The following is a 14,841-nucleotide window of genomic DNA, read 5'->3' as shown; positions in this document are numbered from 1 at the left end:
GTATGTCGGAAGATCTCTAAAAGTGAATGGTCCGATTAAGCGGGATACTTACAGGATCTTATTCTGCCAGCAAGAGAGCGTTGATGATGAGGAAGTGCGGCAGGTCACGGTGCGTGCCGTCGAGGTGTTTATGGCGGCTTACCTCCCGCGTTAAGCTCATTCTAGCGTGAGCCACGTCAGCAAGCAGAATGATAAGCTATGCTAACATCCGCAACCGACGAATCATCTGGCTGAATGGAGAAATGATGGAACTGCTGTTATTAAGTAACTCAACGCTACCGGGCAAAGCCTGGCTGGAACATGCGCTACCGACGATTGCCGGGCAGCTAAACGGCCGTCGCTCAGCGGTGTTTATTCCTTTCGCCGGGGTGACGCAAACCTGGGACGATTACACTACGAAAACAGCCGCCGTCTTTGGCCCAATGGGCGTGGCGGTCACCGGAATTCACAGCGTGGCTGACCCGGTGTCGGCGATTGAAAACGCAGAGATTGTTATCGTTGGCGGCGGCAATACTTTCCAGTTGCTCAAAGAGTGCCGCGAGCGCGGCCTGCTGGCACCGATGGTGGATGTGGTGAAGCGCGGCGCGCTGTATATCGGCTGGAGCGCGGGGGCTAACCTTGCCTGCCCGACCATCCGCACCACTAACGATATGCCGATTGTCGATCCTCAAGGCTTGGATGCGCTGGGGCTGTTCCCGCTGCAAATTAACCCGCATTTCACCAACGCCCTACCGGAAGGCCATAAAGGCGAAACCCGTGAACAGCGCATACGCGAGCTGCTGGTAGTCGCGCCAGAGCTGACGATTATCGGCTTGCCGGAAGGCAACTGGATTCAGGTGACACAGGGCCACGCTACCCTCGGCGGCCCGAACCCAACGCTGGTGTTCAAGGCTGGAGAAGAGGCGGTAACCCTTAATGCAGGGCATCGTTTCTGATCCCTTGATCTCACTTTCCCGGAGGCGGCGCTTGACGCGCCTTGTCCGGGCTACTCAACCCCAGACCGCACGGACCTGTATCCCTGGTAAGGCGTCTGCCGCGCCTGTCCGGGTGACCAAACCGCAGACGACTGTGAACCTGTAGCCCGGTCAGCGCAGCGCCACCGGGGATTTTTGCGACATCACCGGTTAATACTCGTCCCGCTCATCGTCCTCATCCGGCTGCTCCATCACGCTATAGGCCACCGAGCAAAACAGCGAGTTCAGACGCTTCATGTCGCCCAGTAGCGCCAGATGCAGCGTACTGGTTTCAATACTTTGCACGTTTTGCTGATGCAGGCGGTCAACGTGGGCATGCGAATAGCGACGGTTTAAAATGCGAAAACGATGCTTGCTGCGGCGCAGACGGCGGGCGCTCGGCACGTCACCGGAGAAAAAGACCGACATCGCCAGCTGTAGATTACTCAGTAACTGATCGTACAGCCCATCGAGCTCCTTCAGCCCCTCCATGGAGAAAGCACGGCGCGCAGCCAGAGATTTATCGGCGATTTCACTACCCATTCTCTCGACAATGTCCGAAGCCTGTTCCAGGTTGAGCGCCATTTCGATAATCTCCGCCCAGCGGCGGGATTCCTCTTCCGCCAGCTCCTCTTTCGGCATGCGCGCCAGATAGAGTTTAATCGCGGTATAAAGCACGTTGATGTCATCCGCCATCCGTCGCAGCTCTTTCTCCTCGCGCGACTCACCGTGCATGATCTTGCGCAGACCTTCCAGCATCTGCTCCATCGCATCGCCGATACGCAACGTTTCACGAGCGGCATTGGCCAGCGCCAACGCGGGGGTATCCAGCGCCGAGGTATCCAGATGCTTCGGCTTCAGGCGCGCATCCAGCTCCGGCTCGTCGCGAATCAAACGCTTACAGAGGCGGGCCATTGGCTCAGCGAACGGCACCATGGCGATACAGCGGATCAGGTTGTAGAAGACGTGGAAGTAGATAACCAGCTCAGCTTCCGCTAGCGGCAGCTTATGCATCACCTCCGCCAGGACATGGACAAACGGCAGGATAATCAGGCTACCCACCAGCTTAAACAGCAAGCTGCCAAGCGCAACGCGGCGCGCGGCGGCATTCGCTCCGCTGTTATTGAGCATCGCCAGCAGCCCGGAGCCAAGGTTAGCGCCAATCACCAGGCACAGCGCGACCGGAAACGAAATCACGCCGGTCGAGGTTAACGTGGCGGTCAGCAGCACTGCGGCCAGGCTTGAATAGCTGATGATTGCGAATACCGCGCCAATCAGCGCATCCAGCATAATATCGCCGGTCAGCGAGGCGAAAATCACCTGCACGCCATTGGCCTGGGTGATGGGATGCACCGCCTGTACGATCAGCTCCAGCGCCAGCAGAATCAATCCAAGGCCAATCCCCACGCGCCCAAGCTGGCCCGCGCGCGTTTGCTTACGCCCAAGGAAGAAAATCACGCCGATAAAAATCAGCAGCGGCGAAAGCCATGACAGATCGAAGGTCAGCACCCTCGCCATCAGCGCGGTGCCGACATCAGCACCCAGCACCATTACCAGCGCGGGGGCCAGCGCCACCAGGTCCTGAGAGACAAACGAGGTCACCAGCATGGTGGTGGCGTTGCTGCTCTGGACCAGCGCGGTGACGCCAATGCCCGCACAGAAGGCGAGCGGCTTTTTCTCCACGCTGCTGCTCAGAACACTTCGCAGGCGTGCACCGTAGACGCGCATCACGCCGGTGCGAACAATATGGGTGCCCCACACCAGCAAGGCGACGGCAGAAAGCAGGTGTAGCAGAGTTAACACGGAATCAGCTTCTCCTTATATTTATACACTTTATCCTTCAAGCTGCCTCTTTGTTGGCTGCACCAGCTCACTCCAGTCACTTACTTGAGTAAGCTCCTGGAGATTCACCGGTTTGCCGCCTCGACGCATCTCGAATGACTGCGTGTAGACACTTTTCCCGAGAGGTCACAGCCTTCTTTCAGTATAAGGGTTTAAACACAATAAAGAGACAGGGCGCTCATTGAGTGCCCTGTTAGTTGTAAGGAAAGATAACTGATTGCCGAATCAGTCGGCGTCATATCCCAAATTCGGCGCTAACCAGCGTTCAACTTCCGCCACGCTCATCCCTTTACGCAACGCGTAGTCTTCCACCTGATCGCGTTGGATTTGCGCTACCGCGAAGTACTTGCTGTCCGGGTGGCTGAAGTACCAGCCGGAGACCGAGGCACCGGGCCACATGGCGAAGGATTCGGTCAGCTTCATGCCGGTGTGTTTTTCCACTTCCAGCAGCTCCCAGATGGTCGCCTTTTCGGTGTGCTCCGGGCAGGCAGGATAACCGGGCGCCGGGCGGATCCCCTGGTAGTTTTCGCGGATCAGCTCCTCGTTGCTGAGGTTCTCGTTCGCCGCGTAGCCCCAGTACACTTTACGCACCCGCTCATGCAGATATTCGGCAAAAGCTTCCGCCAGACGGTCGGCAATCGCCTTCACCATGATCTTGTTATAGTCATCGTGCTGCGCCTCGTAAGCATCGGCCAGCGCGTCCTCTTCAAGACCGCCAGTTACCGCGAACGCGCCGATGTAGTCCGCTTTCCCTGACAATTTCGGGGCGACAAAATCCGCCAGGCAGTAGTTAGCAAAGCCGACTTTCTCCGTTTGCTGGCGCAGATGACGCCCCACGTTCAGCACATGGGTACGGGTTTCATCGCGATAGATTTCGACATCATCGCCAACGCGGTTTGCCGGGAACAACCCCACCACGCCGCGTGGATTAAGCGCTTTCTCAGCACTCAGCTTATCCAGCAGATCGTTAGCATCTTTGAACAGTCGCTGCGCTTCTTCGCCCACCACTTCATCTTCCAGAATGCGCGGATATTTCCCGGCTAGCGACCAGGTCATAAAGAACGGCGTCCAGTCGATATAGTTACGTAGGGTTTCGATACTGGCTTCAACCTCCTGCACGCCCAGACGATGGGCCACCGGCGGCGTATAGTTTTCCCAGTCAAAGGCCAGATCGTTATCGCGCGCCGCCTCCAGCGTGACCGGCGGCGTACGCGGCTTTTTGCGCGCGTGCTGAATGCGCACGGTTTCATACTCTTTACGGGTACGAGCAACGAAATCATCGTGCTGAGTATCGGAGAGCAGCGCAGCGACCACACCTACGGTGCGTGAGGCGTTCTGAACGTAGACCGTCGGGCCGCTATAGTTTTGCTCGATCTTCACCGCCGTATGCGCTTTCGAAGTCGTCGCGCCGCCGATCAGCAGCGGAATGGTAAAGCCCTGGCGTTCCATCTCTTTCGCCACGTTGACCATTTCGTCCAGCGACGGAGTAATCAGTCCGGAAAGGCCTATCAGATCCGCATTCACTTCTCTCGCCGTTCTAAGGATTTTCTCTGCCGGTACCATCACCCCAAGATCGACGATTTCGTAGTTGTTACATTGCAGCACCACGCCAACGATATTTTTACCGATGTCATGAACGTCACCCTTCACGGTCGCAATGACCATCTTGCCGTTGCTGGAGCCTTTCTCTTTGCTGGCTTCGATATACGGTTCGAGATACGCCACCGCCTGCTTCATCACGCGGGCAGATTTCACCACCTGCGGCAGGAACATTTTCCCTTCTCCAAACAGATCGCCGACTACGTTCATGCCGTCCATCAGCGGGCCTTCAATCACTTCAATCGGGCGCGCGGCCTGCTGACGAGCTTCTTCGGTATCCAGCTCGATAAATTCGGTAATGCCTTTGACCAGCGAATATTCGAGACGCTTTTTCACTTCCCACGAACGCCATTCAGCCTGCTGGATGTTGGCACTTTCGTCGGCTTTGCTACCGCGATATTTCTCCGCCAGATCCAGCAGACGTTCAGTGCCATCATCTCGACGGTTAAGGATCACATCTTCGACCGCATCGCGCAGCTCGGCGGGCAGGTCGTCGTAAATCGCCAGCTGACCGGCGTTGACGATGCCCATGTCCATGCCATTACGGATAGCGTAATAGAGGAACACCGCGTGGATCGCTTCGCGCACCGGGTCGTTGCCGCGGAACGAGAAAGAGACGTTGGAGACGCCGCCGGAAATTAGCGCATGCGGCAGCTCACGTTTGATGTCTTCACAGGCACCGATAAAGTCCTGGGCGTAGTTGTTGTGCTCTTCAATGCCGGTCGCCACGGCGAAAATATTCGGATCAAAAATGATGTCTTCCGGCGGGAAGCCCACTTCTTCGGTGAGAATCTTGTACGCCCGGTGGCAAATCTCAATTTTGCGTGCTCGGGTATCGGCCTGGCCCTGTTCATCAAAGGCCATCACCACCACGGCGGCACCGTAGCGGCGCACCTTTTTGGCATGGTGGATAAACGGCTCAACGCCCTCTTTCATCGAGATGGAGTTGACGATGCCTTTGCCCTGAATGCACTTCAGCCCTTTCTCGATGACGTCCCATTTCGAGGAGTCGATCATAATCGGCACGCGGGCAATATCCGGCTCACCGGCGATCAGATTGAGGAATCGCACCATCGCCGCTTCGGCGTCGAGCATGCCTTCATCCATGTTGATATCGATAATCTGCGCGCCGCTTTCCACCTGCTGGCGGGCAACGTCCAGCGCTTCGTTGTATTTTTCTTCTTTAATCAGGCGCTTAAATTTTGCCGAGCCGGTCACGTTGGTACGCTCGCCAACGTTCACAAACAGGCTGTCATCACCGATATTCAGCGGCTCAAGGCCTGCGAGACGGCAGGCAACCGGCAGCTCCGGCAACTGGCGCGGCGTCAGCCCTTCAACGGCGCGGCTCATGGCGGCGATATGTTCCGGCGTGGTGCCGCAGCAGCCGCCAACGATATTCAGGAAGCCAGCCTCAGCCCATTCACGGATTTGCGCCGCCATATTGTCGGCATCCAGGTCGTATTCACCAAAGGCGTTCGGCAGCCCGGCGTTCGGGTGCGCGGTGACGTAGCATTCGGCAATGCGCGACAGCTCCTGCACGTACTGACGCAGTTCATCCGGGCCTAACGCACAGTTGAGTCCAAAGGTCAGCGCATCGGCGTGGCGCAGCGAGTTATAGAAAGCTTCGGTGGTCTGGCCGGAAAGCGTACGCCCGGAGGCGTCGGTGATGGTGCCGGAAATCATAATCGGCAGATCCACGCCCAGCGCTTCAAACTCTTCCTTCACCGCAAAAATCGCCGCTTTGGCGTTAAGGGTATCGAAGACGGTTTCAATCAGAATCAGGTCGCTGCCGCCCTCCACCAGCGCTTTGGTGGATTCGCGATAGGCCGCCACCAGCCCGTCGAAAGTGATATTGCGAAAGGCCGGGTCGTTGACGTCCGGGGAAATAGACGCGGTGCGGTTAGTCGGGCCGAGTACGCCTGCGACATAGCGCGGTTTTTCCGGCGTGCGGGCGGTCCAGGCATCGGCGCTGGCACGGGCCAGCTTCGCCGCCGCAAAGTTGATCTCCGCCGACAGGGATTCCATCTGGTAATCCGCCATCGCGATGGTCGTCGAGTTAAAGGTATTGGTTTCAATGATATCCGCCCCGGCCGCAAAGTAGGCATCGTGGATCGCGGTTATCACCTCAGGCTTGCTGAGAACCAGCAGGTCGTTGTTGCCCTTCAGATCGCACGGCCAGTCGGCAAAGCGATCACCACGAAAGTCCTGCTCGCTCAGACGATAGCTCTGGATCATGGTGCCCATGCCTCCGTCCAGAACCAAAATACGTTCTTTTAACTGCTGATGCAGTTGCTCAACTTTGCTGCTCACACTCGCTCCCGACAACGCTCAATCAGACCGAAAAAACTCAACAGACCATACTGGCATAAACCAGGAGGGTGGAAAAGAAAACAACGGCAACATGAGACATGTTCAGCTTCACTCATCCGATCAGTCGGGTAGTGATTGCATTATCGCCAAATAAAACGAAAATAATTTCCACGATACAGAAAAAGGAGTCCGCGATGGCTACCCCCGTTCCTGCAAAACGCGGCAGAAAACCTGCCTCTCCAGCAGCCACTCCGGCTGGTGGACAAGTTCAGTCCCTGACACGTGGCCTGAAGCTACTCGAATGGATTTCTGAATCTCACGGCAGCGTCGCGCTGACCGAGCTGGCCCAGCAGGCCGGTTTGCCTAATTCGACCACTCACCGCCTGCTGACCACCATGCAGCAGTTGGGCTTTGTTCGTCAGGTTGGCGAACTGGGGCACTGGTCGGTGGGGGCGCATGCTTTTGTCGTCGGCAGTAGCTTCCTGCAAAGCCGCAATCTGCTGGCGATCGTCCATCCGATTCTGCGCCAGCTGATGGAAGACTCCGGCGAGACGGTGAACCTCGCGGTGCTGGACCAGGGCGACCATCAAGCGATTATCATCGACCAGGTACAGTGTACCCAACTGATGCGTATGTCGGCACCGATTGGCGGTAAGCTGCCGATGCACGCTTCCGGCGCGGGAAAAGCGTTTCTGTCGCAGTTGAGTGAAGAGCAGGTGACCAGCCTGCTGCATCGTAAAGGCCTGCATGCTTATACTCACGCCACGCTGGTGTCGCCGGTGCATCTGAAAGAAGATTTGGCCCAGACGCGTAAACGCGGCTATTCGTTTGATGATGAAGAACACGCGCTTGGCCTGCGCTGCGTGGCGTCGTGTATTTATGATGAACACCGCGAGCCGTTCGCCGCGATTTCTATCTCCGGGCCGATTTCGCGCATTACCGACGATCGCGTTACCGAACTGGGGGCGCTAGCGATTAAGGCGGCGAAAGAAGTGACGCTGGCATATGGAGGAGTGCGATAAATGAGCGATCTGAAATCATACTGGCAGGATAAATACCCTTCCGCTTTCTGCTGGTCTTTCGGTGATTCACCGGAGCTCGCCGACGAGCTGGCAGCCCTTGTCGTCGCCGGGAAAAAGCGCGGCACCTGCGGCTCGCTTGCCAGCTATCAGCAAGAGCTGCTGCCCGTGACGCCTGGGGCATATCACATTGTGCTGGACGGCAAAGGTAAAGCAGTCTGTGTGATACGCACCCTGGCGCTCCGGCTGATCCGTTTCAATGAAATGAACGCGGAACTGGCTGCACTGGAAGGCGAAGGTGATTTGAGCCTTGCTTACTGGCAATCTGCGCATCAGGCGTTTTTTGAGCGCGAAGGCACCTGGGCGCCGGATATGGAGCTGGTTTACGAAGAATTCGCCGTTATTGAGGTGGCCTGAACCAGGCCATTTACTTAACCCGCCTGCTGTAGGTTGTCGTAGCGCACGCAAAAGCGCTGGCGACGGCGATAGGCGTAGACATCTTCCACGTGGCCTTCTCGAATCCGCGTTTGCAACGCCCGCCAGTAATCAGCACGCAGCAGGTCGGCATGCATCTCTTCAAATAGCGGCCCGATGCGCCGGTCAGCGCACAGCCAGTGGCGAAACTCTTCCGGGAAAACATCGCCCGGCGAGACGCTATACCAGGGCTCGCTGGCGAGTTCATCCTCCGGGTAGCGCGCCGGCGGGATCTCGCGGAAATTCACCTCCGTCATATAGCAAATTTCATCGTAATCGTAGAACACCACCCGGCCGTGACGCGTGACGCCAAAGTTCTTAAATAGCATATCGCCGGGGAAAATATTGGCGGCGGCCAGCTGACGAATGGCGTTCCCGTACTCCTCTACCGCATCGCGCAGCGCCTGACCGTCGACCTGCTCCAGCCAGATATTCAGCGGTACCATTCGCCGCTCGATATAGAGATGGCTGATGATGATCCGCTCCCCCAGGTCGGTGATTTTTGCTCCAGCCTCGGTTTGGAGCAGAGCCATGAGTTCAGGCGCAATTTGCCGTTTCTCCAGCACAAAGTTTTCAAACTCCTGGGTATCCGCCATTCTCCCCACGCGGTCGTGCTCTTTAACCAACTGATAGCAGGCACGCACGTGTGCGGCCGTCATCTCTTTCTGCGGCGCAAAATTGTCTTTGATTACCTTAAATACCCGGTCAAATCCCGGCAAGGTAAATACCAGCATCACCATGCCGCGAATGCCCGGCGCTTCGATAAATTGCTCATCGCTGCGGGAGATATAGTGCAGGTATTCGCGATAGCTTTCGGTTTTCGCATGCTTCTGGCAGCCAATCGCCATATACAGTTCGGCGGTGGTTTTACCCGGCAGGATATCGCGCAGCCATTCGACCAGCGCGCCGGGCAGCGGCGCGTAAACCATAAAATAGGAACGGGCGAAGCCAAAAACGATACTCGCTTCGGCATGCGTCGTCAGACAGGCATCGACAAACAGTTCACCTTCATCGGTTCGATGGATTGGCAGCAGGAAAGGCAGCGTCGCCATTGGCGTGACGAGTTTACCCACCAACCAGGCAGCTTTATTGCGATAAAACAGTTCGTTCGCTACCTGCAAATACGACCGGGAGAGCAGTTCACTGCCAAGCGCTTCCTGCAAACAAACGTTGATATAGCCGATATCACGCACCCGGTTTTGCCACGGCAGACGCAGAGGGAGATCGGATAACACCTTGCGTAATAAGGTGTCCCAGCCACGATCGGGGAAGAAATCTTTTGCCAGCGGGCGTGGGATAGAGCGCAAACGGCGCTCGGGCTGTGAACTGAAAATAAAAAGCCGCTCGGGAGTCAGCGAGCGGTGGTCAAACAACCGACAATAGACGGAATTGAAAAAACTCTCCGCAATTTCGAAGCGAGGGTAATCCGGCAACAAGTGGGTATAGTGCTCTTTCACCCGCAGCAAAAAATCAGCATCGGTATTTTTGCCATCGGTAATGCAGCGCAGCTGTTCAACGACCAGACCAACATGGTGATCGTAGAGATGGATACGCTGTTTCATCGCCTGCTGGACGGCATGCCAGTCAGCCTGTTCAAAGCGCTGCTGGGCGCCGGAAGTTACTTCAAGAAAACGTCCGTACTGGGCGTCAAAACCCTGCAAGATAGTTTGAGCAATCAATAATTCCAGACCACGCGTCATAGCTTCCCCCTCATCCATCCCTCTCCCCCCGGAGCGAGGGAGAGGGGGAAATCATCAGAACTGTTCTTCTTCAGTTGAACCGGTTAACGCCGTGACGGACGAGGCCCCACCCTGAATAATAGTGGTCACCTTATCGAAGTAGCCAGTGCCGACTTCCTGCTGATGAGAGACAAAAGTGTAACCATCTTTAGCCGCCGCAAACTCCGGCTGCTGGACCTTCTCAACGTAGTGCTTCATGCCTTCACCCTGCGCGTAAGCGTGCGCCAGGTCGAACATGTTGAACCACATGCTGTGAATACCGGCCAGGGTGATGAACTGGTACTTGTAGCCCATATCCGCCAGCTGCTGCTGGAAGCTGGCGATGGTTTTATCATCCAGTTTTTTCTGCCAGTTAAAGGACGGCGAGCAGTTGTAGGCCAGCAGCTTGCCCGGGTATTTGGCGTGAATCGCATCGGCAAAGCGTTTCGCCAGCTCAAGGTCCGGGGTAGAGGTTTCGCACCACACCAGGTCGGCATACGGCGCGTAGGCCAGCCCACGGCTGATCGCCTGTTCGATACCGGCGTGGGTACGGAAGAAACCTTCGCTGGTACGGTCGCCGGTGATAAATTCGCGATCGTAAGGGTCGCAGTCTGACGTAATTAAATCCGCCGCATCAGCATCAGTGCGGGCAATAACCAGCGTCGGGACCCCCATAACGTCGGCCGCCAGACGTGCGGCAACCAGTTTCTGAATCGCTTCCTGGGTCGGTACCAGCACTTTGCCGCCCATATGACCGCATTTCTTCACCGAGGCCAGCTGATCTTCGAAGTGAACGGCCGCTGCACCGGCCTCAATCATCGATTTCATCAGCTCAAAGGCATTAAGCACGCCGCCAAACCCTGCTTCCGCATCGGCGACGATCGGCAGGAAATAATCGGTGTAACGCGGATCGTTCGGCTCAATGCCAGCAGACCACTGGATCTGATCCGCGCGGCGGAAGGTGTTGTTGATCCGATCAACAACCGCCGGTACCGAGTTCGCCGGATAGAGCGATTGATCCGGGTACATGCTGGAGGCCAGGTTGGCGTCCGCCGCGACCTGCCAGCCAGAAAGATAGATCGCTTCAATGCCCGCTTTCGCCTGCTGCAACGCCTGTCCACCGGTCAGCGCGCCTAAGCTGTTGATGTAGCCTTTTTTCGCTTCGCCGTGCAGCAAGCGCCACATCTTCGCCGCACCCAGTTGGGCCAGGGTACATTCCGGGTTGACTGAGCCACGAAGCTTCACCACGTCTTCGGCGCTGTATGGGCGGGTAATGCCTTCCCAGCGCGGGTTCGTCCACTCTTTGTTTAATTCTTCGATTTGTTGGGTACGGGTCGTCATGTGCAGATGCTCCATATTATTTTTACCCGTCATCTTTCGCGTCGCAGGTTCGTTGACTGCAACGCGAAATCCATAGGGTAAATTGTGGGTGAATTAGGCCAGCAGGCGGTAACCTGGCAGAGTTAAGAAATCAATAAGCTCATCGGAAGTGGTGATTTGTTCCATCAGGCGGGCGGCTTCATCAAAACGACCGCTGCTGTAGCGGTGTTCGCCCAGTTCGTCCTGAATCACCCGCATCTCTTCAGCCAGCCACTGGCGGAACAGCGCTTTGGTCACCGGCTTGCCGTTGCTCAGGGTTTTCTCGTGATGGATCCACTGCCAGATAGAGGTACGGGAGATCTCGGCCGTTGCCGCATCTTCCATCAGGCCATAAATCGGCACGCAGCCGTTTCCGGAGATCCACGCCTCGATGTACTGCACCGCCACGCGAATATTGGCGCGCATGCCCTCTTCGGTTCGTTCACCTTCGCAGGGAGCCAGCAGCTGCTCGGCGGTAATCGGCGCATCATCATCGCGGGTGACAAACAGCTGGTTTTTGTTCTCGCCCAGCACGCCGTTAAAGACGGCCATCGCGGTATCCGCCAGCCCCGGATGGGCGATCCAGGTGCCATCGTGGCCGTTATTGGCTTCCAGCGATTTGTCGGCTTTTACCTTATTCAGTACCTGGTTATTTCGCTCAGCATCTTTGCTCGGGATAAATGCCGCCATGCCACCCATCGCAAAGGCTCCGCGCTTATGGCAGGTTTTAATCAGCAATCGCGAGTAGGCGCTGAGGAAAGGTTTGTCCATCGTCACCACTTGGCGGTCTGGCAAAACGCGATCCGGGTGATTCTTCAACGTCTTGATATAGCTGAATATGTAGTCCCAGCGCCCGCAGTTCAGACCCACAATATGGTCACGCAGCGCGTGCAGGATCTCATCCATCTGGAAGACGGCCGGCAGCGTTTCAATCAGTAGAGTGGCTTTGATGGTGCCGCGCGGAAGCTCAAAGCGGTCTTCAGTGAAGCTAAAGACTTCACTCCACCACGCGGCTTCCTGCCAGGCCTGAGTTTTCGGCAGATAGAAATACGGCCCACTACCTTTTGCCAGTAAAGCCTTGTAGTTGTGGAAGAAATAGAGAGCAAAGTCGAACAGGCTGCCGGGAATCGCTTCCCTGCGCCATGTCACGTGTTTTTCCGGCAGATGCAGACCACGTACGCGGCAGATCAGTAATGCCGGGTCTGGCTTGAGCTGATAGATCTTTCCTGCTTCGTTGGTATAGCTGATAGTGCCGTTAACCGCATCACGCAGGTTAATTTGCCCATCAATGACCTTGCTCCATTCGGGTGCCAGCGAGTCCTCGAAATCAGCCATAAAGACTTTCACGTTCGCATTGAGCGCGTTGATAACCATTTTGCGCTCAACCGGGCCAGTAATTTCCACCCGACGATCCTGCAAGTCTTCAGGGATACCGCGAATCTTCCACTCACCATTACGAATGGAATTTGTTTCCGAAATAAAATCAGGAAGCTTACCGTTATCAATTTCCTGCTGCTGCTGGATGCGCGCTGCCAGCAATTTGTTGCGCTCAGGCGTAAAGCGGCTCACCAGTTCGGTCAGGAATTCGACTGCCTCAGGCGTAAGTATTTGCTTCTCTTGCTCGCCATAGGGCTGGCTAAAAGCCAGTTCATCAGTAATTGTCGCCTGCTGCGTCATTGTGCTGCTCCTCTTGGTTGATCCAGTTGGCGCGAACGTAAGATCGTTGTGTAGTTTTCGTTCAGCACAATTAAGATTACGCAATTAAATTACAAAATCAAAAACAATTTCCATTTTTAATTTAAATATCAATTAACTTATTGATAACAATAAAATTAAAAATAAATTACAACATGAAGCAGATTTCGAAAACAAAAAAGGCACCCGAAGGTGCCAGAGGCAAAGTGCTGAAACGCTTTAGGATCGTGTTATGTAGAAGATTAATCCAGTGTCGGATTCATATGGCGTAGATCGTATGGCGTGATCTGGTAAACGTAATAGTTGAGCCAGTTGATAAATAGCAAATTACCATGACTTCGCCAGCTGGCTCGTGGTTTGTTCTGCGGATCGTTTTGTGGGAAATAATTGTGAGGGATCTGTGGATCGAGGCCAGCTTCAACATCGCGGAAAAACTCGCTGGCAAGGGTACTCGCATCATACTCAGGATGGCCGGTCACGAAGGCGATGCGCTTATCTTTACTGGCAAACAGGTAGGCATCACCCTCTTCCGTCTCCGCCAGAATCTCTAAATCCGTGTAGTCACGAATCAATACGGCCGGAAAGTCGGCATAGCGTGAATGTGGGGCAAGGAAAGAGTCGTCAAAACCACGGGTTAATAAAGCATGGGGCTGTAGAATATGGTGTTCGTATACCCCAGAAATTTTTTCGGAACGAGTCTGTTTTGGGATGCCGTAGAGAATATTGAGCGCGGCCTGTACCGCCCAACAGACAAACAAGGTTGAGGTGACATGATCTTTAGCCCACTCCAGCACCTGCTTGATCTGCGGCCAGTAGGCAACATCATTAAACTCAACTAACCCCAGGGGGGCGCCGGTAACAATCAAACCGTCAAAGTTTTGATCGCAAATATCCTCAAAATTACAATAGAAGTTATTCAGATGCTCCGCTGGTGTATTGCGCGACTCCCGAGCATCAATGCGTAGCAGCTGGATATCAAGCTGCAGCGGAGAATTCGAAAGCAACCGCAGAAACTGGTTCTCGGTTTCTATTTTCTTCGGCATCAGATTGAGGATGAGCACCTTCAGCGGGCGGATTTCCTGAGTTGTCGCGCGAGTCGTCGTCATCACAAAGACGTTTTCATTACGCAAGAAATTGACGGCCGGCAGCTCGTCCTGCACCCGAATTGGCATAACTTTGTTACCTCATAGCATACGTATAAACGTTTAGACATCCAGATAGCTGAAGATACCCAGGAATCTGGTGAATGTCGAGCCTGCAAGTACAGGGTGAGAAAATTTCACGGAGATATTTGAGTTAGAATATAAGAATGAATAAAAGGAGAATATATGGTTATTAGCATCCGCCGTTCACGGCATGACGAAGGGGAAAAACTGATTGCGATCTGGTGTCGTTCGGTCGATGCAACGCACGATTTCCTGTCAAAAGAGTATAGGGCGGAACTGGAAGAGCTGGTGAGTTCGTTTTTGCCGGAAGCACCGCTGTGGGTCGCGGTGACGGAGGAAGATGAACCTGTCGCCTTTATGCTTCTTACAGGTGAGCACATGGATGCGTTGTTCGTCGATCCCGATGTTCGCGGCTTTGGCGTGGGGAAATTGCTGATCAACCATGCGCTGACGCTATCATCAAAACTGACGACCAACGTCAACGAGCAGAATGAACAGGCGGTTGGATTTTATAAGAAAATGGGCTTTAAGGTGACGGGGCGTTCAGATACGGACGATCTGGGAAAACCGTATCCGTTGCTCAATTTGGTGCACGAGTAATCTACAAGGCCGGATGAGGCAAAGCTGACATCCAGTTTTTTTAAATACCATAAAAACGCAAAAAGCCCATCCTGACGGATGGGCTCTTCACTTAATTAATGCCTGG

The 14,841-nt window shown here is 55.1% G+C and carries 11 protein-coding genes; 5 read left to right on the top strand and 6 right to left on the bottom strand.

Features of this window, described 5'->3' with window-relative positions; translation table 11 throughout:
- Positions 1 to 22 precede the first annotated feature (22 nt).
- Together QVF11_RS28635 and pepE are read left to right on the top strand one after the other, a co-directional pair.
- Complete coding sequence (locus QVF11_RS28635; protein WP_353738519.1) at positions 23 to 154, top strand: TetR/AcrR family transcriptional regulator C-terminal domain-containing protein; 132 nt, start codon at positions 23 to 25, stop codon at positions 152 to 154.
- A 91-nt stretch (positions 155 to 245) separates the two neighbouring features.
- Positions 246 to 935 (top strand): dipeptidase PepE, encoded by a 690-nt coding sequence (gene pepE, locus QVF11_RS10710; protein ID WP_287856842.1) that lies wholly within the window; start codon positions 246 to 248, stop codon positions 933 to 935.
- Positions 936 to 1,124: 189 nt separating this feature from the next.
- Here the strand turns inward: pepE and QVF11_RS10705 are convergent, their stop codons facing one another.
- On the bottom strand, positions 1,125 to 2,756 hold the full coding sequence (locus QVF11_RS10705) for a Na/Pi cotransporter family protein (protein WP_142514415.1): 1,632 nt from the start codon (positions 2,754 to 2,756) through the stop codon (positions 1,125 to 1,127).
- A 264-nt stretch (positions 2,757 to 3,020) separates the two neighbouring features.
- Positions 3,021 to 6,704, bottom strand: a complete 3,684-nt coding sequence (metH, locus tag QVF11_RS10700; protein ID WP_287856838.1) for a methionine synthase — start codon at positions 6,702 to 6,704, stop codon at positions 3,021 to 3,023.
- Between the two features lie 194 nt (positions 6,705 to 6,898).
- On the opposite strand from metH, the gene iclR reads away from it, so the two are divergent.
- Positions 6,899 to 7,726, top strand: coding sequence for a glyoxylate bypass operon transcriptional repressor IclR (gene iclR, locus QVF11_RS10695; RefSeq protein WP_181484059.1), 828 nt, complete (start codon positions 6,899 to 6,901; stop codon positions 7,724 to 7,726).
- Between the two features lie 9 nt (positions 7,727 to 7,735).
- A complete protein-coding gene (locus QVF11_RS10690) occupies positions 7,736 to 8,140 on the top strand; it encodes an ASCH domain-containing protein (protein ID WP_112215930.1) in 405 nt (134 codons plus the stop codon).
- A 14-nt stretch (positions 8,141 to 8,154) separates the two neighbouring features.
- Here QVF11_RS10690 and aceK read toward each other — a convergent pair whose 3' ends face one another.
- The 4 genes from aceK to metA all read right to left on the bottom strand — a co-directional run bounded on the left by aceK (position 8,155) and on the right by metA (position 14,141).
- Entirely contained in the window at positions 8,155 to 9,897 is a 1,743-nt protein-coding gene (aceK, locus tag QVF11_RS10685) for a bifunctional isocitrate dehydrogenase kinase/phosphatase (protein ID WP_287856834.1), read from the bottom strand.
- A 54-nt stretch (positions 9,898 to 9,951) separates the two neighbouring features.
- Entirely contained in the window at positions 9,952 to 11,256 is a 1,305-nt protein-coding gene (gene aceA / locus QVF11_RS10680; RefSeq protein ID WP_112215932.1) for an isocitrate lyase, read from the bottom strand.
- Between the two features lie 93 nt (positions 11,257 to 11,349).
- Positions 11,350 to 12,951 carry a malate synthase A gene (aceB, locus tag QVF11_RS10675; RefSeq protein WP_287856831.1) on the bottom strand — a complete coding sequence of 534 codons (1,602 nt, stop codon included), beginning with the start codon at positions 12,949 to 12,951 and terminating at the stop codon, positions 11,350 to 11,352.
- 260 nt (positions 12,952 to 13,211) lie between these two features.
- Positions 13,212 to 14,141: a homoserine O-acetyltransferase MetA gene (gene metA / locus QVF11_RS10670; protein WP_287856829.1), complete on the bottom strand. Its 930-nt coding sequence runs from the start codon at positions 14,139 to 14,141 to the stop codon at positions 13,212 to 13,214.
- Between the two features lie 156 nt (positions 14,142 to 14,297).
- On the opposite strand from metA, the gene QVF11_RS10665 reads away from it, so the two are divergent.
- On the top strand, positions 14,298 to 14,735 hold the full coding sequence (locus tag QVF11_RS10665; protein ID WP_112215925.1) for an acetyltransferase: 438 nt from the start codon (positions 14,298 to 14,300) through the stop codon (positions 14,733 to 14,735).
- Positions 14,736 to 14,841 lie beyond the last annotated feature (106 nt).

Source organism: Klebsiella sp., assembly GCF_027492335.1.
GTDB lineage: Bacteria > Pseudomonadota > Gammaproteobacteria > Enterobacterales > Enterobacteriaceae > Klebsiella > Klebsiella huaxiensis.
The sequence above is the reverse complement of the archived record's forward strand: the minus strand, read 5'-3'. Positions and strand labels throughout refer to the sequence as shown.

Bases quoted from the DNA above. Each gene is read 5' to 3' on its own strand.
- metA (WP_287856829.1), bottom strand. From the start codon at position 14,141: ATGCCAATTCGGGTGCAGGACGAGCTGCCGGCCGTCAATTTCTTGCGT.
- aceK (WP_287856834.1), bottom strand. From the start codon at position 9,897: ATGACGCGTGGTCTGGAATTATTGATTGCTCAAACTATCTTGCAGGGT.
- aceB (WP_287856831.1), bottom strand. From the start codon at position 12,951: ATGACGCAGCAGGCGACAATTACTGATGAACTGGCTTTTAGCCAGCCC.
- pepE (WP_287856842.1), top strand. From the start codon at position 246: ATGGAACTGCTGTTATTAAGTAACTCAACGCTACCGGGCAAAGCCTGG.
- aceA (WP_112215932.1), bottom strand. From the start codon at position 11,256: ATGACGACCCGTACCCAACAAATCGAAGAATTAAACAAAGAGTGGACG.
- QVF11_RS10665 (WP_112215925.1), top strand. From the start codon at position 14,298: ATGGTTATTAGCATCCGCCGTTCACGGCATGACGAAGGGGAAAAACTG.
- iclR (WP_181484059.1), top strand. From the start codon at position 6,899: ATGGCTACCCCCGTTCCTGCAAAACGCGGCAGAAAACCTGCCTCTCCA.